General features: G+C 61.6%; 20 protein-coding genes and 2 pseudogenes. 9 read left to right on the top strand and 13 right to left on the bottom strand.

Annotation, left to right across the window (positions count from 1 at the left end):
- Nucleotides 1-15: 15 nt before the first annotated feature.
- Nucleotides 16-909 (bottom strand): SDR family oxidoreductase, encoded by an 894-nt coding sequence (locus tag ACSQ1W_RS07120; protein ID WP_436042540.1) that lies wholly within the window; start codon nt 907-909, stop codon nt 16-18.
- 138 nt (nt 910-1047) lie between these two features.
- On the opposite strand from ACSQ1W_RS07120, the gene ACSQ1W_RS07115 reads away from it, so the two are divergent.
- Nucleotides 1048-1224 (top strand): hypothetical protein, encoded by a 177-nt coding sequence (locus ACSQ1W_RS07115; protein ID WP_436042538.1) that lies wholly within the window; start codon nt 1048-1050, stop codon nt 1222-1224.
- Here the strand turns inward: ACSQ1W_RS07115 and ACSQ1W_RS07110 are convergent, their stop codons facing one another.
- The gene (locus tag ACSQ1W_RS07110; RefSeq protein ID WP_436046137.1) at nt 1225-2181 is read right to left on the bottom strand and encodes a magnesium transporter CorA family protein; all 957 of its coding nucleotides are present in this window, start codon (nt 2179-2181) and stop codon (nt 1225-1227) included.
- Between the two features lie 118 nt (nt 2182-2299).
- On the opposite strand from ACSQ1W_RS07110, the gene ACSQ1W_RS07105 reads away from it, so the two are divergent.
- The gene (locus tag ACSQ1W_RS07105; RefSeq protein ID WP_436042536.1) at nt 2300-2593 is read left to right on the top strand and encodes a hypothetical protein; all 294 of its coding nucleotides are present in this window, start codon (nt 2300-2302) and stop codon (nt 2591-2593) included.
- Here ACSQ1W_RS07105 and ligD read toward each other — a convergent pair.
- Both ligD and ACSQ1W_RS07095 read right to left on the bottom strand, forming a co-directional pair.
- A pseudogene (gene ligD / locus ACSQ1W_RS07100) lies at nt 2590-4575 on the bottom strand (DNA ligase D); the annotation flags it as partial. The gene ACSQ1W_RS07105 and the pseudogene ligD sit on opposite strands and share 4 nt — an antisense overlap.
- A 90-nt stretch (nt 4576-4665) precedes the next feature.
- Complete coding sequence (locus ACSQ1W_RS07095) at nt 4666-4845, bottom strand: DUF3606 domain-containing protein (protein WP_436042534.1); 180 nt, start codon at nt 4843-4845, stop codon at nt 4666-4668.
- A 113-nt stretch (nt 4846-4958) separates the two neighbouring features.
- Between ACSQ1W_RS07095 and ACSQ1W_RS07090 the strand changes: the two genes are divergently transcribed.
- The 4 genes and pseudogenes from ACSQ1W_RS07090 to ACSQ1W_RS07075 all read left to right on the top strand — a co-directional run bounded on the left by ACSQ1W_RS07090 (nt 4959) and on the right by ACSQ1W_RS07075 (nt 8211).
- On the top strand, nt 4959-5684 hold the full coding sequence (locus tag ACSQ1W_RS07090; RefSeq protein ID WP_436042532.1) for an SOS response-associated peptidase: 726 nt from the start codon (nt 4959-4961) through the stop codon (nt 5682-5684).
- A 38-nt stretch (nt 5685-5722) separates the two neighbouring features.
- Nucleotides 5723-6646, top strand: coding sequence for an NAD(P)/FAD-dependent oxidoreductase (locus ACSQ1W_RS07085; protein ID WP_436042530.1), 924 nt, complete (start codon nt 5723-5725; stop codon nt 6644-6646).
- A gap of 70 nt (nt 6647-6716) precedes the next feature.
- Nucleotides 6717-7864, top strand: a pseudogene (locus ACSQ1W_RS07080) (two-component system sensor histidine kinase NtrB).
- Complete coding sequence (locus ACSQ1W_RS07075; protein WP_436042528.1) at nt 7861-8211, top strand: response regulator; 351 nt, start codon at nt 7861-7863, stop codon at nt 8209-8211. Before ACSQ1W_RS07080 ends, ACSQ1W_RS07075 begins: the two are co-directional and overlap by 4 nt.
- Here ACSQ1W_RS07075 and ACSQ1W_RS07070 read toward each other — a convergent pair whose 3' ends face one another.
- From ACSQ1W_RS07070 to ACSQ1W_RS07040, 7 genes are all read right to left on the bottom strand, one after another.
- A complete protein-coding gene (locus tag ACSQ1W_RS07070; RefSeq protein ID WP_436042526.1) occupies nt 8212-8397 on the bottom strand; it encodes a hypothetical protein in 186 nt (61 codons plus the stop codon).
- Nucleotides 8398-8614: 217 nt separating this feature from the next.
- A complete protein-coding gene (locus tag ACSQ1W_RS07065; protein WP_436042524.1) occupies nt 8615-9604 on the bottom strand; it encodes an alpha/beta hydrolase family protein in 990 nt (329 codons plus the stop codon).
- Between the two features lie 371 nt (nt 9605-9975).
- Nucleotides 9976-10482: a DNA-binding protein gene (locus ACSQ1W_RS07060; RefSeq protein WP_436042522.1), complete on the bottom strand. Its 507-nt coding sequence runs from the start codon at nt 10480-10482 to the stop codon at nt 9976-9978.
- Between the two features lie 101 nt (nt 10483-10583).
- Complete coding sequence (locus ACSQ1W_RS07055; protein ID WP_436042520.1) at nt 10584-11297, bottom strand: hypothetical protein; 714 nt, start codon at nt 11295-11297, stop codon at nt 10584-10586.
- A gap of 607 nt (nt 11298-11904) precedes the next feature.
- Nucleotides 11905-12825, bottom strand: coding sequence for an ATP-binding protein (locus ACSQ1W_RS07050; RefSeq protein WP_436042518.1), 921 nt, complete (start codon nt 12823-12825; stop codon nt 11905-11907).
- Nucleotides 12815-14800 (bottom strand): hypothetical protein, encoded by a 1986-nt coding sequence (locus ACSQ1W_RS07045; protein WP_436042517.1) that lies wholly within the window; start codon nt 14798-14800, stop codon nt 12815-12817. The genes ACSQ1W_RS07050 and ACSQ1W_RS07045 overlap by 11 nt, the downstream gene beginning before the upstream one ends.
- A complete protein-coding gene (locus ACSQ1W_RS07040; protein ID WP_436042515.1) occupies nt 14793-15428 on the bottom strand; it encodes a hypothetical protein in 636 nt (211 codons plus the stop codon). Before ACSQ1W_RS07040 ends, ACSQ1W_RS07045 begins: the two co-directional genes overlap by 8 nt.
- Before the next feature lie 248 nt (nt 15429-15676).
- Here ACSQ1W_RS07040 and ACSQ1W_RS07035 point away from each other — a divergent pair, with 248 nt between their 5' ends.
- Both ACSQ1W_RS07035 and ACSQ1W_RS07030 read left to right on the top strand, forming a co-directional pair.
- Nucleotides 15677-16792: a hypothetical protein gene (locus ACSQ1W_RS07035; RefSeq protein WP_436042513.1), complete on the top strand. Its 1116-nt coding sequence runs from the start codon at nt 15677-15679 to the stop codon at nt 16790-16792.
- Nucleotides 16793-16975: 183 nt separating this feature from the next.
- Nucleotides 16976-17104, top strand: a complete 129-nt coding sequence (locus tag ACSQ1W_RS07030) for a hypothetical protein (RefSeq protein WP_436042511.1) — start codon at nt 16976-16978, stop codon at nt 17102-17104.
- Nucleotides 17105-17117: 13 nt separating this feature from the next.
- Here the strand turns inward: ACSQ1W_RS07030 and fdhD are convergent, their stop codons facing one another.
- Nucleotides 17118-17924 carry a formate dehydrogenase accessory sulfurtransferase FdhD gene (gene fdhD, locus ACSQ1W_RS07025; RefSeq protein WP_436046135.1) on the bottom strand — a complete coding sequence of 269 codons (807 nt, stop codon included), beginning with the start codon at nt 17922-17924 and terminating at the stop codon, nt 17118-17120.
- Nucleotides 17908-20217, bottom strand: coding sequence for an FdhF/YdeP family oxidoreductase (locus tag ACSQ1W_RS07020; RefSeq protein ID WP_436042509.1), 2310 nt, complete (start codon nt 20215-20217; stop codon nt 17908-17910). Before ACSQ1W_RS07020 ends, fdhD begins: the two co-directional genes overlap by 17 nt.
- A 173-nt stretch (nt 20218-20390) precedes the next feature.
- Here ACSQ1W_RS07020 and ACSQ1W_RS07015 point away from each other — a divergent pair, with 173 nt between their 5' ends.
- Nucleotides 20391-21626, top strand: a complete 1236-nt coding sequence (locus tag ACSQ1W_RS07015; RefSeq protein WP_436046133.1) for an MFS transporter — start codon at nt 20391-20393, stop codon at nt 21624-21626.
- Nucleotides 21627-21655: the final 29 nt, after the last annotated feature.

Genomic DNA, 21655 nt, shown 5'->3' with positions numbered 1-21655 from the left:
CCCGAGCCCAATGGCTTACTTGCTGGGCGGCGTGCCGTAGATCCGGCCCGAGTGCCCGGCTTCGAACAGCGTGCCTTCCGGATTGCGCGGCGGCTCGTCCTTCTGTTGGCGCTTGGCTTGCATGGCGCTCATGCGGTCGGCCAACTGTGGCATGAGATTTGCCATCAGCGTATTCATCTTGGACATGGCACCCACTTTGATGTCGCGTCCTCCGTCCGTGGCGGCCTCCAAAATCGCCTCGGCCACGCGGTGCGGATCGATCTGCGGCGAGGGCAACTTGGGCTCCCTGTCCATGTAGTTGCGGGCATGCTCCGGGTACGGGGTGTTCACGGCGGTGGGCTGAATAAGCGTGATGGACACCGGCGCTTCCTCGACGAGCTCGGTCTCCACCCGCAGCGCATCTGTGAAGCCTTTCACGGCATGTTTGCTGGTGCTGTACATGCCCTGCAGCGGAACCACGGCATCGGAGACTTCACTGCCCACGTTGATCAGTGCGCCGCCGCTTTGCTTCAGGTAGGGCAAGGCGGCCAGACAGCCGTACACCAGCCCCCAGAAATTGGTCTCGAACAAACGCCGGTTGTCGGCATCGGCAATGTCCTCGATGCGACCATAGATGGCCACACCGGCATTGTTGACCCACGTGTCGATGCGGCCAAAGCGCGCCACTATCACGTCCGCGGCGTTGAGTACGGAGGTTTGGTCGGCCACATCCAGCGGCAAGGCCAGAGCCTGCCCGCCCTCGCCTTCGATGCTCATGACAATCTCATTGAGCGTCTCCTGGCTGCGGGCGATCAGAGCCACTTTGGCACCCTGCTCGGCAGCGGCGATCGCCGTCGCCAGTCCGATCCCGCTGCTGGCGCCGGTAATGACGATGACCTGGTCCTTGAGGGGTTTGAGGGTGTGGGACATGTCGACTCCAGCATCAGGTAGCATGTCAGTGCACCTGAGCCCTTGTCATACGATCGTGAACATCCCGAGCGCACACGTACACATGGCAAATACGCCACTGGGCGCCCAATGTCCGCAAATCGACCCTAGGAGCCTGCCATGCGAGACCGTAAAGACAACCCCCAACCGGGGGAAGAGGTGGAGTGTCAGGAGTCCAAGCACCAACGCACCGAGCGCAAGCAACACGAAAGCGACAACCACGATCAAGCACTGGAGGAGACCTTCCCCGCCAGCGATCCGGTTTCGCCCTTTGTGCCGGCCAAAGCGCCGGCATGACTAGAACCAGCGGCGGCGCCTGCCCAGCAAGATGGAGGTGGCAGCTAGTACGAGCATCATCACCACGGCCACGGTAAAACCCAGCACGCCTGTTTTGAAAAACGGGGCTTCAAAGTTCATGCCCAAGATGCCGCCGATCACCGCCAGCACTCCGATGACCACTGTCACGAAGGTCAGTATCTTCATGGTCTCGTTGGCGACCAGCGCCGTCTGACTGCTGAATAGTTCGAAGCTGCCCACGACCAGATCGCGGGCATTTTCCACGATGTCCATCGCCCGCTCGTAGTGGGTATCCAAGGCACGAAAGTGGCGATCGGTCTGTTCGTCTTGCTCGGGGCGAAAGTCCGGGCGCGGCAAGGCCGTAAAGACGACCCGATGCGGGGCCAGCATCCGACGCAGGCGCGAAGCGCCCTTACGCAACGTGCGTGGCTCAGGCACGCAATCGCGCGGATTGGTGGATAGGATGTCCACTTCTAGTCGCTCCACCGCTGATTCAAATCGGGAAACTGCCTCGAAGTAGGTGCCCAGATGCCAATCCAATAGCGCGGCCACGAAGCTCCCCGAACCCAATGCGCCCATACCGCCCCGGCAGCTTTTGCCCTCCTTGAAGTTCTCCAGAAATACCACCGGCGTGCGATGCAAGGTCAGTACCATGTTCGCCCCTGCGATGATCGTCAGCACCGTGCCGCTGTACTCATCGTTGGGCCCATCGGCCACGGCCACCACGCGTAACCAGAAACACGGGCCGCAGTTCTCCAGGGCTGGATTGGTCTCGGTTCCCAGATAGCCGGCGATGGCCGCTTCCGGTAACGAGAACTGCCGTGCAACGGTTTGCAATACCGTCTCATCCGGATCCTGCAGATCGATCCACAACAGCTGCTCCTGCGTCGGCGATAGCGCCAGTACCTGGTCCAGTCGTTCGACGTCACGGTTGCCCGCGGCCGCATCAAACAGCATGGCGCGCACGGGTGCTTGTTCAGGGGCTTGGTCTGGTGCGGTGGAAGGTAAGGCGGATGATGGGGATTTCATCGTCTGTGTCTTACGGTGTTGGCTAGGCTGACAGGGAGAAGCTGCAATGGCACCAGATGTGATTGGATGGATGGCCTCGGGCATCTTGCTGGCTACGTTGATCAAGCAGATCCATAAGCAAGCGCAGGACGATGAGGCCGAGGGTGTCTCGCGCTGGTTGTTTCTAGGTCAGAGCGCGGCCTCTATTGGTTTCATCATCTATAGCTGGCTGCTGGACAACTGGGTCTTCATCACCACCAACTCCCTCATTCTGCTGACGGCCCTGATAGGTCAATGGGTCATGTGGCGAAAGCGCGGGCGCAAGGTGGCCTCACAAGCGGGCGGCCGCCCCGAGCGCTAGGTGCCTTGCGTTTTGGCCCAGCGCGCCAGGTTCTGCTTGATCTGATCGATGTCTGCCCAAGGGTCGGTGCGGCGACGACGCAGCTTGTCCAAGGCCAACTCCATCGTGAACGCATTGGCCGCCTGCAATTTGCCCAACTCGCTCCACGCTAGCGGCATCGCCACCGGTGCGCCGGGCCGGGCACGCAGCGAATAGGAGGCCACTGCGGTAGCACTTCGACCATTGCGCAGATAATCGATGAAGATGCGCTTGTCCCTCAGCTTCTTGCTGGCCGTGGCCACAAACCGGTCCGGCTCGGATTGGGCCAAGGCCTCTGCAAAGCCACGAGCAAAGCGTTTGGTCAGGTCCCAGTCGCAACCGGGATTTAGCGGCACCACTACATGCAGCCCGTTACCCCCGGACGCGCGCAAGAATGATTTCAGCGAGAGCTGGGAGAGCAGCTTTCGAATGTCGCTGGCCGCCTGCTTTACTTCCGAAAAAGGCACTTTTGGGCCTGGATCAAGATCAAAGATCACCCGATCAGCACGGTCAGGTTTCTTGGCGTGCGCCCCCCACGGATGGAACTCCAGCGTATTGAACTGCACCACCTCCATCAGGCCGGGCACATCCTCCACCACCAGATAGTCGGCTTTCTCACCAGACTCTTCTTTGAGCTTGACCGTGGATACGCGCGTCAATCCGGCAGTATGGTGGCGCTGGAAGAAGCATTGCTCCGTCACGCCGGACGGGCACCGGATGAGTGACAAGGGCCTACCCTTGATCTGCGGTAACAGCAGATCTGCCACAGCCTGATAGTAGTTCCACACGTCCTGCTTGGTGATGCCGCTGTCGGGGAACAGCACCTTGTCTGGACTGGACAATTCCGGCATCGATCCCATGGATGCCTTTCCCTTGGTGTTCGGCTTGGCTTTAGCCTTGGTTTTCGCGGTAGTCGTTGCGTCCTTGGCGTTGGACGTGGGGTTTGCGCCCGCCTTGGTCGGTCTTGAGGCCTTTGCGCTACCGGCGCGTTTGCGGGGGATGGCTGTGCGGTCGGAGTCGCTCAAGTCGGAAATCTCCTTGTCCTGGCGTACGGCTTTCAGGGAGGGTTGTCGCAGCAGCTGCTGACGCCCGATGCCGCGGTAGAAGACCTCCACGACAAAGCGGGGCGCAAACCAGGTTGCGGTGCGCAGATCAGTATCGGTCGTACCCACGTAGGCCGTGGGCGTAGTGCTGCCCGCCCTTGCCAGTTGCCGGGTAACTTGACGCATGAGCGTGTCGGAAAAGCCCGACCCCACCCTGCCCACGTAACGCCAGCCATGTTCTGGATCCGGCTTGGCCAACAACAGCGAGCCGAAGCCGGTGCGCGAGCCCTTGGGTTGCGTGAAGCCCACCACGGCAAACTCGTCACTGGCCAAATGCTTGGTCTTGCGCCAGTCATCGCTGCGGCCGTGTTGGTAGCCCCGATCGGCACGCTTAGAAATGATCCCCTCAAACTGCTGCTCAGAGGCCATCTGGTAGGCCTGCGTGCCCTGCCCCACCACGTGACTGCTATAGGCCAGCGGCAGTTTGGCCTTGCCGAGGATGCTTTGCAGCAGCTGCTTGCGCTCAAGCAACGGCGCATCGGCCACGTCAATCCCATCCACGTGCAACAAGTCGAACAGGGTGTAGACAAGGGGCTCAGCACTGTCGCCCGACAACGTAGACTGCAGCAGGTTGAAATCCTGTTTGGTGCCGTTACCGGCGATCAGTTCGCCATCCAGACACGCCGATCGAAATCCGAGCGCTTGGATCGCCTTTACGATCAACGGAAGCTTGCCGGTCCATTCGATGGCATTACGGGACCACAAGCGCACCTTTCCTGCCTTGATCGTGGCTAGGATGCGGTAGCCATCCCACTTGATCTCATGGATCCACTGCTCGCCTTCGGGCGCTGCCTCTCCCAGCTTGGCCAGCTGGGGCTCGAACGCGGCGTCGGGCGCGGGGGCTTTCCGGGCGTTTGGAAGCTTGGCCGCCAGGGCGGCACGGTCTTTGCGGGTGGCCATACGGCAGTGTGATAAGGACGCGCTAAAGTGCTCACTAGCAGGTGCGCAGGGTCATTTCCTGCCCAAATGCTCGCGAACGGCATCGGCACTGTTGCCTACAGCCTCGACGACAGATCGCAGTTTTTCCGGCGTAATCTGCAAGGCTTTGGTCCAGTACTGGACCTCATAGTCTTCGTTGAGGTTGACTCGATCGCGGTCGGGGGAACCGGTCTTGCTCTTGTCATCGGCCATGGCATTGCCCTTTGGTGGAATGCCCCATTTCGTACACGCCAGAATGTGGAGCGCCTGTGAGGACCCAGCCCGATGCAACGCCGCATCAACGCGCTGTGGTCTAGGGTGGCGCCATGCGACGATTTGTTCAGGCCATTGCGACGCGAGACGCCCTACCGGCGAGCCTTCCCGACGTGCTCGCTGATGCGCTGGTTCACGGTGCCGACCACTACAACATCGCCAAGGGCAAGACCGCCTTGGTATTGGCCATCAATGCCGACAAGAAGCTGTGCGTAGCCCCAATGACGTGGGGGCTGGTGCCGAGGTGGTCCAAGCAGGCCTCCACGCCCTACACCACCGTGACGGCACGGCTGGAGCGTGCGCCCAAGAGTCGGATTTTCAGCCAGGCATGGAAAGAAAGACCCTGTCTGGTCCCGATGACCGGCTACTACAAATGGGACCGACAGCGGAAGCCTGCCTGGCCGCACTTCATCCAGCGCCGGGACGGTAACGCCCTGCTCGCAGCTGGTCTGTGGGAAACCTGGAAGGGAGAGGATGGAAGCTTTCTGCACAGCTTTGCCATCCTTACGGCACCGAACATGGCTATTCCCCCTCCGCTAACCCAAGACGGTCCCGTGTTCCTGGCAATGGCCGACGCTCTGGCATGGGTGCGCGGATCGATCGGATCACCGCGCAGCCTGCTGCGTCGAGCAGAGCATCCGTTGCTGGAAAGCTATCCCGTCTCGCGTGCGATCCGTCAGGTGGAGGAAGAAGGCTATACGCTGCTGGAGCCAGTGGATCCGGATGACCACGCCTCCCTCTCGCCGGATGAGGATGAAGACTATGATGAAGATGAGTAAGCCCGACCTTTTCTACACCCTCGATTAAAAGCGGACCCATGGCACGTACCGACGAAACCGAATCTGCAGTGGATTGCGTGATCGTGGGCGGAGGGCCGGCAGGGTTGACAGCGGCGACCTACCTGCGTCGCTTCCACCGCTCAGTGGTCGTGATCGATGACGGGCGCAGCCGGGCCAGTTGGATCCCCACCACGCACAACTGCCCGGGCTTTCCCCGAGGCGTGTCCGGCAATGAGCTGCTGGAGCGCTTACGGCTTCAAGCCACTGAGTACGGGGCCTGCCTGGTGCGGGCAACCGTGGAGCTCATCCAGCAGGCGGGCAAGGACTGGGTGGTGGGCAGCGCTGATCGCCAATGGCGCACGCACGCCCTCATCTTGGCCACTGGCGTGGAAGATATCCTGCCGTCATTGAGTGCCGACGAGAGCACAGATGCGCTAAGCAAAGGCTTGTTGCGGCTGTGCGCCATTTGCGACGGTTACGAGGCGACCGATTGCCGGATTGGCGTTATCGGGCCTTTGGAGGATGCGCTAGCCCATGCGTGCTTCCTGCGCGCCTTCTCCGCAGACGTTACGGCCATCCCCACCGCGGCTGGCGAGGCTTCAGCCGAAGCCATGCAGCGCTCGCAGCATCTGCAGATCGCCACCCTACCCCCATTGAGGACACTCTCCTTTGCCGACGCCCACGCCCACGTGCTGGACCAGGCCGGCGGCCGGCACCGTTTCGACACGGTGTACGTCGCCATGGGTGCACCTGGACGCGTGAGTTTGGCGCAGCAATTGGGTCTGAGCACAGGTACCAAAGGTGAGCTGGTTACCGACGACGCCATGCAAACCGCGCTCCCGGGGGTCTACGCCATCGGGGATGTCGTAACGGACTTAAATCAGATCTCCGTGGCCTTCGGACACGCCGCTATTGCCGCCACCGCGATCCATCGCAGGCTGCCTGTGAGTCCTCGGCCATAGCGATCGCCTGCCGCGTTGCAGCATGTGCGGTCAACGAGCGTCGTAGAACGCCATGACTACCGAGCCGAAGGTGGATGGGGAAATGCAGTCTGCAAGTGCGTTGGAAGATGAGGTCCGGCAGTTTCGCCTGCTGCTCAATGGGGTCACCGATTACGCGATCTACATGCTCGATAAGGACGGGTATATCAAGACGTGGAATCAAGGCGGGGAGCGGATCAAGGGCTATTCTCCGCAGGAAATCGTCGGGTCCCACTTCTCTCGCTTCTATACCCCTGAGGATGCCGCCAATGGGGCACCCCAGCGCGGTTTAGACACCGCGCGGGAACAGGGGCGGTTCTCAGCTGAGGGCTGGCGTGTCCGCAAGGACGGTACCCGCTTTTATGCCAGCGTGGTGATTGATCCCATCTGGTCCGAAGGCGAGCTCATCGGCTATGCGAAGGTCACCCGCGATATTACCGAGCGCATGGAGACCCAGCGTTTGCTGCATGACGCCCAACAATCCCTGGCGCAAGCCCAGAAGATGGAAGCCATCGGCAAGCTGACCCTAGGGCTGGCTCATGATTTCAATAATCTGCTGGCCGTGGTGATCAATGCCTTGGATTTGATTGCCATGCGCGTGAGCGATGACCCTCGCCTGACGCGCAACGTGGAAGCGGCTTTGCGCGCATCAGAACGCGGCACCCTGCTAACGCGTCAGCTGCTGACCTTCGGTCGCGGCCAAAACCTCACGCCCATGCCCGGTGACGTAAATCAGATCATCCGAGAGATGGCTGAGCTGTTGCGGCGCAGCTGTCCGGAAAATATCGAGCTTCGATATGTGCTGGGAGACGACCTTCCCTCATCGAGGTCGACAAGACGCAGCTGGAAGCGGCCATTCTGAACATGGTGGTTAACAGTCGCGATGCGATGCCCAACGGCGGAGAGATCGTGATCACAACCGGTACACAGGTGGTATCCGATCCTGCAGCTGCACACGCGCAAGAAATGTTGTTTTTCAGTGTTGAAGACAATGGTGAAGGGATCCCGACCGAACATCAGCAACGTGTGTTCGAACCCTTTTTCACCACCAAGGAAATCGGCAAAGGCAGCGGTCTTGGCTTGAGCCAGATATTCGGATTCGCCTCACAATCGGGCGGGCATGCCGCCCTGAAGAGCGAGGTGGGTCAAGGCACTACCGTGTACGTATACCTGCCCCTGCCAAGGTCCAGCACCTCATGAAAGTCTTGCTGGTAGAAGACGAAACTGACCTCCTCTCACTCGTATCCGAAGCGTTGGATCATCATGGCGTGGCGGTGACCGAGGCTGAGTCGGGAGGCAAGGCGTTGGAAGTCCTAAGCGAGGGGAATCAATTCGATGTGCTGGTGTCCGACATTGCCATGCCAGGTAACATTTCAGGGATTGATGTGGCCTATGAGGTGTTGAAGGCCTACCCCGACATGCGGATCATCCTGACCTCCGGTCATCCGCTCTCCAATTTTCCAGCGTTACCCAAGAACACCCAGTTCCTGTCTAAGCCCTACCGGGTCAAGCAACTGATGGATTTGCTCAACAAGGGCGCGACATAACTACAGCGTCCAAACCACCAACAAGCCGGTGAGGCAGCACACTACAAACGCTCCGCCTGTCACAGCCCACGCACGACGGCGTGGCAGATCACGCACATTGAATCCCAAGATCAGGGCGATCACGAGCGCTCCGAGCAGTACGCCCAGGATCAAGTCAAACTTGCCGCCGTCACCCAATCCGGTCATGCACAGATAGTCTAGGTGTAGACGATCAGCATGGCCTGAGGCGTTCTCATGGCTTTAGAGACGACGTACTGGGAGGTCTTAGGCAGGCTATGGGGCATCCTTTAGGCAGGGCCGAGCGCACTGAGCGTGCCCGGAGAGCAAGGCAATCTGCGCCGAATGCTCTCCTCCTGCGGGTTAACAAGCCCAGACAACCCGCGATGGAGCGCGGCCGCTGAGGTCAGCGTGGCGCGAGGGACTGACGGAAGAAGCCGACCGCGTCGGCGTTGATCTGCGCGTGCAGCGCCGGCCGATCAATGCCTGGCGCGTCCACGCACAACGCGGGCAAGGCCTTGATCATCCCGGAATTGCAGGGCGCCAGAAACACGTAGTGGCCGGCACCAACGATGCCACGGAAGGCATGCAACTTGGGCAATGCCGCGCGTACCGGCAACAAGTTGTGGTCGGGCAGCAGCACGCGGTCGGCCATCGCGCCATACAGGAAGACTGGGGCGTTGACGCGCTTTAGCGCTGCATCGTCGAAGAAGATCGCTAAGGGCGCCATCACGAACCCGGCGCGAATGCGCGGATCCCCCGTAGAGCGTGATGCCGGCAGACGTTCGATTACGGCGGGCACTTCGACGCAGAGCTCTGCGTCGGCTGGCTGCGCCGCACAATAGTCCGCGCGGCGCGCGAAATCGGGGGTGGCGCCGAGCAGCATCAGGCTGGTGTAGCCACCGGCCGAGAAGCCAGCCACGCCGACGCGGTCGGCATCGATATGGGGGCCAAGTTGAGGGTCGGACAGCAGCAGGTCGAGCATCGCGGACATCTGCCACGCGCGGCCCAACAGGACGCGTTCGGTGCCGAAGCCGCTCTGGTCGCGGTGGCTGTCACCGGCATGCTCGATTGAGGCCACCACAAACCCCGCCTCGGCCAGCGTGGTCGCCAGATCGTGATGGCCCAGCGCGCTGCCGCCGTGTCCATGTGAAATGAGGACCAGCGGATGCCGGCCTTCGGCGATGGGCAGGCCGGGCGTGGCGGCCACGTGATATGGCCCCAGTTCGGAGGCCACCGCGGGCGCCGTGACCTTCGACGGATAGAAGATCATCGCCGGCATCGTGGTTCCGGTGGTGGGTTCGTACACATCGCGGAAGGCGATGCCGTTCGCGGCTAGGGCGGGAGTGCAGGCCAGCGCAATCAAAGGCAACAGGAGATATCGCAGCAGCTTCATCGGCACTTCCAAGGGGCGGGTTCGTCCTAGGATGCTGAAGCGATGGGAAGGGTTTAAAGCGAGTGCAGTGCCCGCGGCGATGCCTGGTGCCCTTCAGCACAAGCATGGGGGGCGTGCCGGCTATCAGTAGGACCAGCGTGATCTGTTGCCGGCTTTCATCTGGCCCAAGGGTGGCGAAGAGCTGCGCGCCGAACTGCCCACCAGCGGCGTGCCTTGAGCTGCTGCAGGACATCGCCGCCGGCACGCTCGGCCGCCCACGCCGGCACGACATGAGTGACGACTTACTCGATGCAGGCATGCTCCAGCGTTGGCTCGTGGGATGTATAAAAGGGCCTCGCACATGTCGCTGCAGCCAGAGTCGATCAGCCAAGCTACTTTCGATGTCGAGGCGGGTGAGGCTGGCGATGGACCGCTTCTAATGCTGCCACCCGTCTGATCAACTCTTCCAGACGATCCGTCATTGTCTGGAGTTTCACCTGCATGGACCTGGATGCATCCTTCTGAAGGATAGAAAGTACCGCCGTCTGATCTCGCATCAAGTTTACTATGTAGGCGCCCACGGCCTTGACGTCGCCCTCCTGATTTCCTGGCCCTAGCTCCGGCACCTCCTTGGCACGCCACTGTCGGAGAAGCGGCGCGATATCACGCAGTGAGCCGCCCAGAATACGCTGCACATTGCGCGTCGTGGCGTAGCCCCCCAATTGCTCACACACCGTGAAAACCCGCTCCGGTGTCAGGCGCTTGGGTCTGATGCCGGGAAATCGCGAGTAGTCGATAATTTCCGGGCCAAACCCAAGAACACCATGTCGCGCTCTTGAACGCCGCTTCGCTGGCGTGACGGCCGCGTTAGCCGGAGGCTGCTTCTTCTCGTCAGTCATCGGTATTCAACCTTCCTCTATTACTGAGTTGATCGTCTAAGGCGAGCACGGGTTCGCGATTGAGCGGGACCAACCATCCCTCATCTCCATCACCATTGAGTTCACGACCACAGAGATAGCGAATGGAGAGCCAACCAGCTTGCGTCAAGAACCACTTCATCAGGATTGTCCGATTCAGTGGTTCTGCCCATACCTTCTAACTGTTGACGCAGACGTCCCAAGTCTTGGGCAGGGCGAGTGCACCGAATGGAGAACCATTGGAAATCGCTGGACAGTACGCCGACACGAGGCACCTCTCGGCTTACATAGCCACCACCGACGCCCGCCACGCTTGGCTCAAGAAATGACAACAGCATTCGGTAAGAGCTGCATTTGCCTGAAAGCTTGGATTGCGTCTGGGCGAACCATGCAGCTGAGAGACAGAGCCCCAAATGAGAACTCTCGTACTCAATGGCCTGCATGCCGGTCTGTTCATGCGTCTTCGAATACAGCTCAGGATTTAGTCTCTTTTCCCACAACCGGTACCCTACTTCGCAAGGGCACGTCTGTGCTGTCTCCTTGACAGGACCAAATCCTCTGTTCAGGCAGGTGTGTCCTGCCAGAATCGCCAAGATTCGAGCACGATCCATCACTTGACGCACGCCTTCAGCATGGTCCAAGACGACCTCATCCGACGTTATCTTGGGCGCATTAAATCGGAAGTACTTGTCCAACACCTGGCTTTGGAGCGAGCGTTGTCCAGGATCCAGAGATCGCTCTGCATGGAGAATGACAATGTCCTGCGGTCCAAGTCCGCGAACGCCGACAGTCTGCATGTTGCTCGAGATGCCAGGAAGGCAAATGGATGGGCTGAGGTGATGGGCAGGTAGCGGCTCCATGACGGATCGCTCTCCAAGCTCGTCGTCATCAATAACCTGCGGCCGTGCTTCGTGATGCCCGCAGTGTCTACATTGGAAGATGCTTGACCCTGCGAACACGCAGTAGCTCTTTGACATGCCACAGTAGCTGCAGAACCACTGGAGCTTTGTACCATGGACCGGGCAGTGCGAGACTGCCCTATGTTGGTGAGCAATAAGGTGTACTCCATCGCGGGCGCATTGCGGGCACCACACGAGTACTTCGCACATCCAGCCCGGCGCCACTTGCTCGATGTCCTGTTGGGCCCGATTCAAGATGAGGCGCAGGAACGGATGCCTCACGCTCTGGCGATGGCGGTTCGACCACGCCCATCGCAAGAAGGCGGGCATCGAAGCTAGTCGAGGCGCAGTTGTTCCGAGTTCCTCTTTAGCTAACATGCCCGCGATTCGAGCGATCTGAGCTACTTTGCACTGGTTGAAACGAGCTATAGCCTCCAATGCTCCAGGGAGTGAGCCAGCCCAATGAGTCGGCAAACTTGGAACAAATGGCCCAGAATCTTGTGCCTCATGCACCGGGAACGGTCATTAGAAGTTCGGGTGTGATCTGCAGGGACTCACTGTCCTGGCTGCGCAGAACAATAAACAGGTTGGCCAGGAAACCGGCAACAGTGGACATAGTGACTACCGTGCCCACTCCGGGTAAGCGATGCTTCTTCATCTCACGCCAGACAGTGGCGCAATGCGGCGACAATCTCCCTCCCCCTTGGTAGAACCTAGGCATCAGCAACTGCAGATAGTTCAAGCCCGATCCGGAAGGAAACTCGGAGCCTTGGTCGATCGCTTTGAGTATGGGGACCAATTCACTGGCATTCTGAATTCCCTTCAGCTCATTGAGGGTCGACATAAATCGCTTCTCGAGATCAGATCGAGCCGCCTTCAGCTGTTGACGCCGATCCTTTAGTTCGACCTGACCGAACAATACGACGGTGACCTTGACGCGGCTACGCACCAAACGATTGATTACCGATTTCAGCCAAGCGAACTCGTCGCAACTCAACTCCTGTGCTTCATCGAATATCAAGAAAAGGTGGCGCGCCTCGCCTGACAGAGCGAGCAGTGCACGATGGACTTGTGTGCGCTTTTCAGCCAGTTCCCGCGAAATCTTGGGCGCGTAGTCGATCTGGTTGAGAATCTCAGAGAGCAAACGACCTTCGGCCGGGTGCGTATCTTCTACGACCTCGAATATTAGAACTCCGCAGCCCGGCTTTTTTCGACGCATTTCCGCCTTCACCATCTCGGCGCAGGAACTCTTTCCCGTCAGCGGCTGGGCAAAAAATGCGATCGACCCTCTGATCTTCCTACCTAGGGCCCACACCCGGGCAAGAACATCCATGATCGCAAGAGTCGGCAGCACAGCTCCTTCAACAATTAAGGGATGCTCATCCCAGACCTGATCCCGCAATCGTAGAACCTCTTCAAGCGTCATTTCCTTCTCCATTTAGGGCACCGATGTCATCCCAGGCCAAATACTGTGACGCTGTAGCTTCACTGGCTCGATCCAAGAGCTCGTTGACTGCTGTCTCGGCAGCCGTTGCCTGGATCTCGCTGTGGGCTGAGTCCTCCGATACTTCGCGTCGTGCGTGATGATCCCCGATATGTCGAACGGCCGACTTGAAAGGCTTGGAATTGCCCTGGGCTTTGGCATATTCGTTCGCCATCTTTTTCATAAAGGCGGCCACTACATCGTCGTTACTGTCGTTCTCGATGTAGCCCTCACGAACCAGCTGATTGATCTGGCGCCGCAGATCGATCGAGTGATCACTCCAACGCCAGCGGCCCCCGGCCTGGCAAGTACCCAAGGGACGCTGCCGGCAGAACGCATCAATGAATCGGACGTTATTACGCGCGACATGCAGTTCCAGCTCGACCTGCTCCTCCAACAGCGTCCAATCCTTTGCAATAGCCGGGTTGGTGTACTCGACCTCCAAGAAGGAGAAGTAGGGACGACGGCCGGTGGCTTTGTTGCCCCGAATCGCCACTTTGAGAATCGACTTGGACAGATCTGCCTCGCCTTCCCTCAGTGGCGGCAGGAAAGGAAACAAATACTGATCACGTTCGGGCCCGCAGATGAGCGCGTGCATGCGCTGGGCGGGACTGGCCGCCAGATTGGCTTTGCCCTGTTTCGCGTTGAACTTGCGCACCAGGTTTGCTACGAAGCCTACGATCTCGCGTTCTGACAGTACACACGCGCGGGCGGCCTCTTCCGCTTTTTGCCGCTTAGGATCTTGGGGTCCGCCACCGGTGGTCTGGGGAAGCCGTTTGAAGCCGGCGCGCTCCAGTTCGTTGAAGACGCGCTCCACTAACTGGCGCCTGGCCGGTGTCTTCACCGGTCCAAAGTTCACTGCGCATCCGCTTACCGACATTACGCGCGAAACCAGCTCATCGGCCAGATGTATAAGCGCGTTGTCCAGCAGAAGGCAGTTGAACCCACACCAGCCGAAGCGCTCGTCCAACTCGGCCAAGGGGCGTGTTGCGAGCTGGTTGTCCTTGCGGTGGGCCCAGTCCGGCTCGCCGACCATGCCCGCGTGCAGTACGTCCATCGCATCGCCAGCGTTGGCCGCCTCGCGGAAGATTACCTTGAAGGCCATAATCCAGCCCTTGTGGCGATCGACCAGCAGCAAGAGGGTCATCCTTCCTGCATCCAGGAACCGAGAGCCCTCGGGTGTCTCGATCCTGACGGTGCCGAGGCAGCCCATGGCATGCTCGTCCATCTCGACGATGTCCATGGGCATGCAGGCCACCAGGCGCGAGACGTGGCCGTTGCCAGACTTAGCTTTGGTTGCCGCTTTGTCGCCGTACTGGGTGGCGACAATCGCGTCGTAGTGCTGGCTCAAAAAAGTCTCGGTGAACGCCCGCACGGCCCCTGCCCCGCGCCGACGGGAGGTGAACGGCCAAGACTGCTTGTCAGGATCCTTGGCCTCACATAGGCGTAGGAATTCCATATGGACCGACTTGTGCCTGACGCCGGCCTCTCCACCCGGCTTCCGTTTGGCATTAAGCAGGAGGTACGACTCCAACGCTTCCGCAATGTCGCTGTGCTGGCGTAGGAACAGCGCAAGCGCCCCGGCCAGGCCTTTGCTTAGATGCTTCGGCAAAGGCTTCCGTCGCTGCCGCGGCGTGATCTCAAGGTAGGGCAGCAGGCCGACCCAGCCGAAGGGCGTGCCTCGCTCATCAAGTGCGACGCATTTTTCATAGGCGCGATAGAACACCTCCTTCCAGATCGACAGATCCTGCAGCACGAGCGTGATCCTTGCGCCTCCCACGTAGTCGGTGATGGCCTTTTGAAGCGAGTGGAACCGCTCCTTCTGTGCCGCGTCCAAGCCTTCCAATGAAGGCATTGCCCAACTAGCGAGCACCAACCGCTCGGGAGGCGTCGTCTTCAGCGTCAGGCGTTTACCCATGACGACGGACCCGCAGCGCGGTGCAGGGTCCCCACGGCTGGGTATCCACGTCGCTTTCGATCTCGCGTGAGCGCAGCAGCGTGGCCACGGCGCCGGTGACCAGCGCGGTGCTTTCCGAGGCTAGCTGCTGGCACAGATCCCGAACCGTGAGCTCGCTATGTTCTTCCAGCAGACGTCGACAACGAATGATCAGCGGGTCCAAGGAGTGCGATCGACACCGGTTGATCGTAGGCACGATGGCCCGCCAGCTCTGGACACGCACCTTGGCTGCATTAAGCACCGACAGGCTGATGAGTCGCCGCCCGGCCACCGAGGCCTTGTCAGCTTCAACGGCCAGTTCGACGTCGAGCTCGGCACCCTCCAGTGTGGTGATGGTGGCGAAGTGCCGCCTCCCCGGCTGCACGCGCGTTTGCACATGGCGCAGAGGGGAGTAGTCGACGGACGCCACATCTGGCGAGCCTTCCAGATAATAGAAGGCTTCCAGCTCGATGTCCGAACTCAGCGTCAACGGGAGCGCCTGCGTGTCCTGCGAGGGTCTGACGAACCACAGGTTGTGGCCGCTGGCTCCTCTGGCGCGCACGGAGGCCAAGTACTGGTTGCGCTTCTTCTGAGCCGGTGTCTTACCCATCGGCTTGCCTACGCAGACCGACGAGAGGCAACCGGGTACGACCTTGACCCGCGTGGCGGGAAGGGGCGTATATTGGATCTGGCATTAACAGGTCCTCCTACGACCTGGCCCAAGAGCTCGCCATTCGCAGTGGCGGGCTCTTTTTGTTAGAAAAATGTTATATCTCGACACTAAGTGAAACTTAGCCTAGTCCATTGCAGGGCCCGCGGTAGTAACCTCCGGGCTTGGTTTCAATTTGAATCCTGGCCTTGCAGATGGACTCAGAGTTTGTTACCGCTTTCCGGCGCACCGGCGCCATGACGTGGACGCGCTACCTGATGAAATCGCTGGATTGCAGCGTTCGATGGTTGAACCGAACGCTGCTACTCCCCCCGTCCGATCTGACCGGCGTGCTGTCCGACCGGCTAGCCCCGCGCCTTTTCGAAGAGATCCACACGCAAGGCAAGAATCCGGACGGAAAGTACTGGCAAGAGCGCAACGACAGCTGCGAGAAGTTCAATCTTTTCAGGCGCGCGTGTGAGCGTGTGCCGAAATCCGAGGAATGGCTTCTGCGCGACCTCATGCTGTACATGAAGTCAGAACCCCCGTCGATTCTCGACTCGCGCACCAAGCTGCTCGTGTACATCAATCAGCGCGACCTTGTCTTCGTTCCACCACACATCTTGTTTTCGCTGAAACAGCAAGTCCCCCCGCTCTATCAAGAGCTTGAGCGAGAGTGCATGGGCGGACTGGAAAAAGCCGCCACACCGTCCACGCTCCTTTTCTTATTCGCCTACCTCCATGAACTCACCTGGCGAAGAGCGCCACTAAAGAACAACTGGACAAAGGCGCTCGCCGAGAAGGCGGTGGGCGAGTTCGCGGCGTCGTTCTCCACGAGAGGATTTGACGACGCGGACATGCTTTCGGAACGCCTTCGTTCCCCGCTCCTCGACACAGTGTCTCAACTTGCGACGTGGGGAGATCGATGTGCGCCTTCCCCAACGCCGGCCGTGCTCGAGGATATTCCGCTCTTGCCCTTCCTGATGGAAAAGGGCCAGCACCTGCGCGACGCATGTGCATGCCTCGAGGCGGTTAGCTTTGGTTCTGCCCGCTGTCTCGGACGCCCCCTGCCTGAGTGCTACCGCGAGGGTGCTTACGAAGGCTTCTATCCCACTTACACAAACGTAGATGCAGCTCTTAAAGTCTTGGTAGGCAGCATGCTAAACGTGCACCGTCGTATCGCGCGCGAGTATGAAGACTCGTTGCTGATCAACCCCGCCGCCGGTCGTGAGAGGACGCGGGCCGCCCCAGGCCGCGGACGCGCCGATCGCGTCAGCTCAGGTACGCACCTGACCAGCGGATCGTCTCGTGCAAGGGTTCTCTGAGAATTCAGGGGCTCGGGAAAGTCACAGCTTTGCTGTTCCACCCAGAATAGTCACTGCTTTGCCGGTGCTATGTTACGGCCATATCGGACCCAGACCCGATCCTCAAGAATGGATAAGTGGCTGTTCTGTAAGGAGCGCGAGCATAGAAATGCAGTCACAGTTTTACCGAGTCCGGTTGTCGGCGTGGACCGCCAGATCAGCGACCATTTCAAGGTCGGCGTGGGTTACAACTTCACCGACTTCAGCGGCGACCTGACCCAGCTCGACTACGACTACCAGGGCTGGTTCCTCAACATCGCCGGCTACTACTGACGACCCTGCCTGCTCACGGGGTCGTGAGCCGCTCCGGATGGCTGTAGACCACATGCCGTCCGTCGCGCAGGAAGCCCACCAACGTGAGTCCGCATCCCAGCGCCAGGTCGACGGCCAGCGCGGTAGGCGCCGATATCGCGGCCAACAATGGCATGCCGGCCATCGCCGCCTTCGCGACCATCTCGTAGCTCGCACGACTGGTCACCAGCGCGAAACCTGAGGCCGCGTCGATGCTTTCGTGCAGCATCGCACCGATCAGCTTGTCCAGCGCGTTGTGGCGGCCCACATCCTCGCGGACCAGCATCAGCGTGCCGTCCACGCTTGCCCATGCCGCCGCGTGGATGGCGCCGGTGGCCGCATTCAAGGGCTGACGCTTTTCCAGTTCCGCGAGTGCGACGGCCAGGGCCGACGACGCGATGACGCTCCCCTGCTTCACCGCGTCCGGATGCCTGACCACGTCTTCCAGGGTCCGGTTGCCGCAGATGCCGCAGCCGCTGCGGCCGGGTAGCCAGCGTTCCGTACCCACCGGCAGCGGTTCCCGGGTGTGGATGTCGATCTGGATACCTTCCAGCAGCGTCTGCACGTCGACCGACAGCAAACCATCGCCGGCGACGCCGAGTTCGGTCAGCGCGAAGCCGCGTGCGAAATCCTCCAGGGCGCACGGTGAGCCCATCATCACCGCCAGCGGTTCGCCGTTGGCGCGGATGGCGAGCGGCACTTCTTCAGCCAACTGATCGTGCCGCGTCGTCGGTACGCCCCCGGTGACGTCGACGACCTCGCGCCGCGCCACGCCCTCGATGCGATCAGTCGGCATGCGGATCGGGAACAGACAGCTTGCGCACCCGCACCGGAATCGACTTGTAGGCCGGCGTACCCGATTGCGGATCGTGGCTGTCCAGCGGCACCAGCCGGTTGCCTTCCGGGTAGTACATCGCGGCCGATCCGCGCGGCAGGTCGTACTCCACCGCGATGAAGCCGGACACCTTGCGCGTCGCCGCGCTCTCGCGCGACATGTGCGATTCCACGTCGATGCGGTCGCCCTGCTGAAGGCCGCGCACCTGCATGTCGTGACGGTTCATGAACACAACGTCGCGCCGCCCGCTGACCCCGCGGTAGCGGTCGTCGAAGCCGTAGATCGTGGTGTTGTACTGGTCATGGGACCGGATCGTGGTCAGCGTCAGCAGGTCGTGGCGGTCTTCGCCCGGATCTTCGTCCAGACCGGGCGCCACCAGGAAGCGGGCCTTTCTGCCGGCGCCCCAGTCGCGCTCGGATGCACCGATGTACAGGCGGAAGCCGCCGGGCTCGCGCACGCGGCGGTTGAAGTCACTGAACATCGGGAACACCGTTTCGATGTCGTCGCGGATGCGGTCGTAGTCGCCGACCAGGCCATCCCAATCCACCTTCGTCTGCGGCAACGTCGCCTTCGCGATGCCGGCAACGATGGCGGGTTCGGACAGCAGGTGCTCCGATGCCGGCGGCAGGCCGCCCTGCGAGGCGTGCACCATCGACATCGAATCCTCCACCGTCACCGATTGCAGTCCACTGGCCTGCACGTCGCGCTCGGTACGCCCCAGGCAGGGCAGCAGGAAGGCCTGCTTCGCCGGAATCAGGTGCGAGCGGTTCAACTTGGTCGCGATATGCACCGCAAGGTCGAGCGTGCGCATCGCGGGAATCGTCGTCTCGGGGTCAGGCATCGCGACGGCGAGGTTGCCGCCCATGCACACGAGCGCCCGCGAGCGGCCATCGCGGATGGCGCGTACCGCTTCCACCGCATCGTGGCCATGCGTCAGCGGGAACTCGAAGCCGTAACGCTGCTTGATGGCATCGACCAGCGCCTGCGTCGGCTTTTCGGTGATGCCGACGGTGCGGTCGCCCTGCACGTTGGAATGCCCGCGGATCGGCGCGATGCCGGCGCCGGACTTGCCGATGTTCCCGCGCAGCAGCATCAGATTGGCCATCTGCTGCACGTTCTGCGTACCGCGCCGGTGCTGGGTCATGCCCATGCCGTAGCAGAGGATCACCCGTTCCGCCTTCGCATAGAGGGCCGCGGCCGCAGCGATGTCATCGCGCGACAGGCCGGCATGTTCGACGATCTCGTCCCACGACGTGCGCGCCAGGTCCTCGCGCAAGGCATCGAGGCCCTCGGTGTGCTCAGCGATGAAGGCGTGGTCGAGCACGCCCGCGCCACCGGCGGCGAGATCGTCCGCATCGGCCTGCAGCAGCCACTTCATCATGCCTTTCAGCAAGGCCAGGTCGCCGCCGATCTTCACCTGGTAGTAGGTCTGCGCGATGGGCGTGGCGGTGTTGGTCAGCATCTCCGCCGGATGCTGCGGCGAGGTGAAGCGTTCCAGGCCCCGCTCACGTAGCGGGTTCACCGCGACGATGGGTACACCACGCCTGGAGACCTCGCGCAGCGTGCCCAGCATGCGCGGGTGGTTCGTTCCGGGATTGTGGCCGAAGCTGAAAAGTGCATCGCAGTGCGCGAAGTCGTCCAGCGTCACCGTGCCCTTGCCCACGCCGATGGATTCCGGCAGGCCGACGCTGGTCGCCTCGTGGCACATGTTCGAGCAGTCGGGGAAGTTGTTGGTGCCGTACTCGCGCACCATCAGCTGGTAGAGGAAGGCGGCTTCGTTGGACGTGCGTCCGGAGGTATAGAACTCGGCCGTGTCGGGATGCGGCAACGCACGCAGTGCATCGCCGATCTTCGCGAAGGCGTCTTCCCAGCTGATCGCCACGTAGCGGTCCGCAACCGCGTCGTACACCATCGGATGCGTCAGGCGGCCCTCGTCCTCCAGCGCGTGGTCGCTCCACTCCCACAGTTCGGCCAGCGTGTGGCTGGCGAAGAATTCGGGCGTCGCCCGCTTGCCGGTCGCTTCCCACGACACCGCCTTGGCGCCGTTCTCGCAGAATTCGAACGACGAGGTGTGCTTCGGATCGGGCCAAGCGCAGCCCGGGCAATCGAAGCCGGTCGGCTGGTTGACGCGGCGCAGGGCCGAGGTTTCGCGACCGACGGCCATCTGGCTCTTCACCGCCCGCGCGACGGCAGCAAGCGCACCCCAGCCGCCGGCAGCGCCTTCGTACTCGTCGATGCCCGGAATCTTGCGCTCAGTCATCGGAACATCCCGTCGTTGCATGCCGTCGCCGATACCGCAGCAGGATACCCGATGGCGTCGCGCAACACGCGCGATAAGCGCCTGCAGCACATGTGAACCGGTCGCTCAGCATGGGGTTGCTAGCATGCGGAACGTCCTCGACCCGGTATCGATTCCGCCTCGTGCTCCGTATCGTGCTTCCCATCACCGCCCTGCTCGCCAGTGTCGCCCTGTTGCTGGGCGGCAACGGACTGCTGGGCACGCTGCTGGCGATGCGCAGCCAGACCGAGGGATGGGGCGAACGGACGACCGGGCTGGTGATGTCGGGCTATTTCGTCGGCTTCTTCCTCGGCACGTTCACGGCGCCGCCATTGATCCGCCGCGTCGGCCATATCCGCGCGTTCGCCTTCCATGCCGCGCTGGCCGCCGCCGCGGTGCTGGTGTATCCGCTGTGGATGGAGCCGGTGGGCTGGATGCTGCTGCGCGTGATCACGGGCATGGCGCTGGTGGGCCTGTGCACGGTGATCGAGAGCTGGCTGAACGCGCAGGCCGCACCGGAGCATCGCAGCCGCGTGTTCGGCGTGTACATGGTGGTGTCGCTGCTGGCGCTGGCCGCTGGCCAGTTGCTGCTGGACCTGCAGCCTCCCCGCAGCGCGGTGTTGTTCAGTGTGGTGGCGATCCTGTTTGCGCTCGCGATCCTGCCGGTGAGCGCCACCCGTCTGGTGCCGCCGGTGATGACGGTGGCGCCGAAGATCCATCTGCTGCAGATCTGTCGCGTCGCGCCGAGTGCTGCGGCGGGCGCGGTGCTTGCCGGACTGGCGCTGGGTGCGTTCTGGGGCATGGGCGCGGTGTATGCCGCCTCGCTTGGCCTCGACCGGGCCGGAATCGGCACGTTCATGGCGGTCACCATCGTTGGCGGTGCCGCATTGCAGCTGCCGATCGGCCGCCTCTCCGATCGTGGCGACCGGCGCAGCACGCTGGCCCTGGTCGCTGCAGCCGGTGCGGCTACCGCGCTGCTCGCGCTGCGTTTCGATGCGCAGGCGCATGCCCTGTTCTTCCTGTTCGGTGGACTGGCGTTCGCGCTGTATCCGCTGGCCGTCGCGCACCTGCTGGAGCGCCTGCCGGCGGAGCAGTTGCTGGCCGGTTGCAGTGCACTGCTGCTGCTCAACGGCATCGGTGCCGCCATCGGTCCTGCCGTGGCGGGGGCGCTGATGCAGTGGTCGGGTCCCTCGGCGCTGCCGCTGTTCTTCGCCGGTACGCTGGGCGTGCTGGCATTGGTGGCGGGCGGCCGTCGCCTGTTCAAGGTGCGGGAGCTGCTGCATGCGGGCAGGTTCCATCCGATGCTCCGCACCACGCCGGCCGCGCTGGAGATGCTGCCCGAGATCCCCGATGCGCCCGAGGCCAGGCCGCACGATTCACGGGTGAATTGATCCCGATCAATGCGGCAGCGGGGCGCGCG

Origin of the sequence: Pseudoxanthomonas sp. LjRoot143 (assembly GCF_964252945.1) — a bacterium.
Lineage (GTDB): Bacteria > Pseudomonadota > Gammaproteobacteria > Xanthomonadales > Xanthomonadaceae > Pseudoxanthomonas_A.
Note: the sequence above shows the minus strand (reverse complement) of the source record. Positions and strands in the feature narration are given on the sequence as shown.

What these genes read in the sequence shown, in the direction of transcription:
- ACSQ1W_RS07065 (WP_436042524.1), bottom strand. Translation starts at nt 9,604, where the DNA reads ATGAAGCTGCTGCGATATCTCCTGTTGCCTTTGATTGCGCTGGCCTGC.
- ACSQ1W_RS07055 (WP_436042520.1), bottom strand. Translation starts at nt 11,297, where the DNA reads ATGCAGACTGTCGGCGTTCGCGGACTTGGACCGCAGGACATTGTCATT.
- ACSQ1W_RS07090 (WP_436042532.1), top strand. Translation starts at nt 4,959, where the DNA reads ATGCGACGATTTGTTCAGGCCATTGCGACGCGAGACGCCCTACCGGCG.
- ACSQ1W_RS07085 (WP_436042530.1), top strand. Translation starts at nt 5,723, where the DNA reads ATGGCACGTACCGACGAAACCGAATCTGCAGTGGATTGCGTGATCGTG.
- ACSQ1W_RS07075 (WP_436042528.1), top strand. Translation starts at nt 7,861, where the DNA reads ATGAAAGTCTTGCTGGTAGAAGACGAAACTGACCTCCTCTCACTCGTA.
- ACSQ1W_RS07070 (WP_436042526.1), bottom strand. Translation starts at nt 8,397, where the DNA reads ATGACCGGATTGGGTGACGGCGGCAAGTTTGACTTGATCCTGGGCGTA.
- ACSQ1W_RS07050 (WP_436042518.1), bottom strand. Translation starts at nt 12,825, where the DNA reads ATGACGCTTGAAGAGGTTCTACGATTGCGGGATCAGGTCTGGGATGAG.
- ACSQ1W_RS07120 (WP_436042540.1), bottom strand. Translation starts at nt 909, where the DNA reads ATGTCCCACACCCTCAAACCCCTCAAGGACCAGGTCATCGTCATTACC.
- ACSQ1W_RS07060 (WP_436042522.1), bottom strand. Translation starts at nt 10,482, where the DNA reads ATGACTGACGAGAAGAAGCAGCCTCCGGCTAACGCGGCCGTCACGCCA.
- ACSQ1W_RS07020 (WP_436042509.1), bottom strand. Translation starts at nt 20,217, where the DNA reads ATGACTGAGCGCAAGATTCCGGGCATCGACGAGTACGAAGGCGCTGCC.
- ACSQ1W_RS07115 (WP_436042538.1), top strand. Translation starts at nt 1,048, where the DNA reads ATGCGAGACCGTAAAGACAACCCCCAACCGGGGGAAGAGGTGGAGTGT.
- ACSQ1W_RS07110 (WP_436046137.1), bottom strand. Translation starts at nt 2,181, where the DNA reads ATGCTGTTTGATGCGGCCGCGGGCAACCGTGACGTCGAACGACTGGAC.
- ACSQ1W_RS07045 (WP_436042517.1), bottom strand. Translation starts at nt 14,800, where the DNA reads ATGGGTAAACGCCTGACGCTGAAGACGACGCCTCCCGAGCGGTTGGTG.
- ACSQ1W_RS07040 (WP_436042515.1), bottom strand. Translation starts at nt 15,428, where the DNA reads ATGGGTAAGACACCGGCTCAGAAGAAGCGCAACCAGTACTTGGCCTCC.
- ACSQ1W_RS07095 (WP_436042534.1), bottom strand. Translation starts at nt 4,845, where the DNA reads ATGGCCGATGACAAGAGCAAGACCGGTTCCCCCGACCGCGATCGAGTC.
- ACSQ1W_RS07105 (WP_436042536.1), top strand. Translation starts at nt 2,300, where the DNA reads ATGGCACCAGATGTGATTGGATGGATGGCCTCGGGCATCTTGCTGGCT.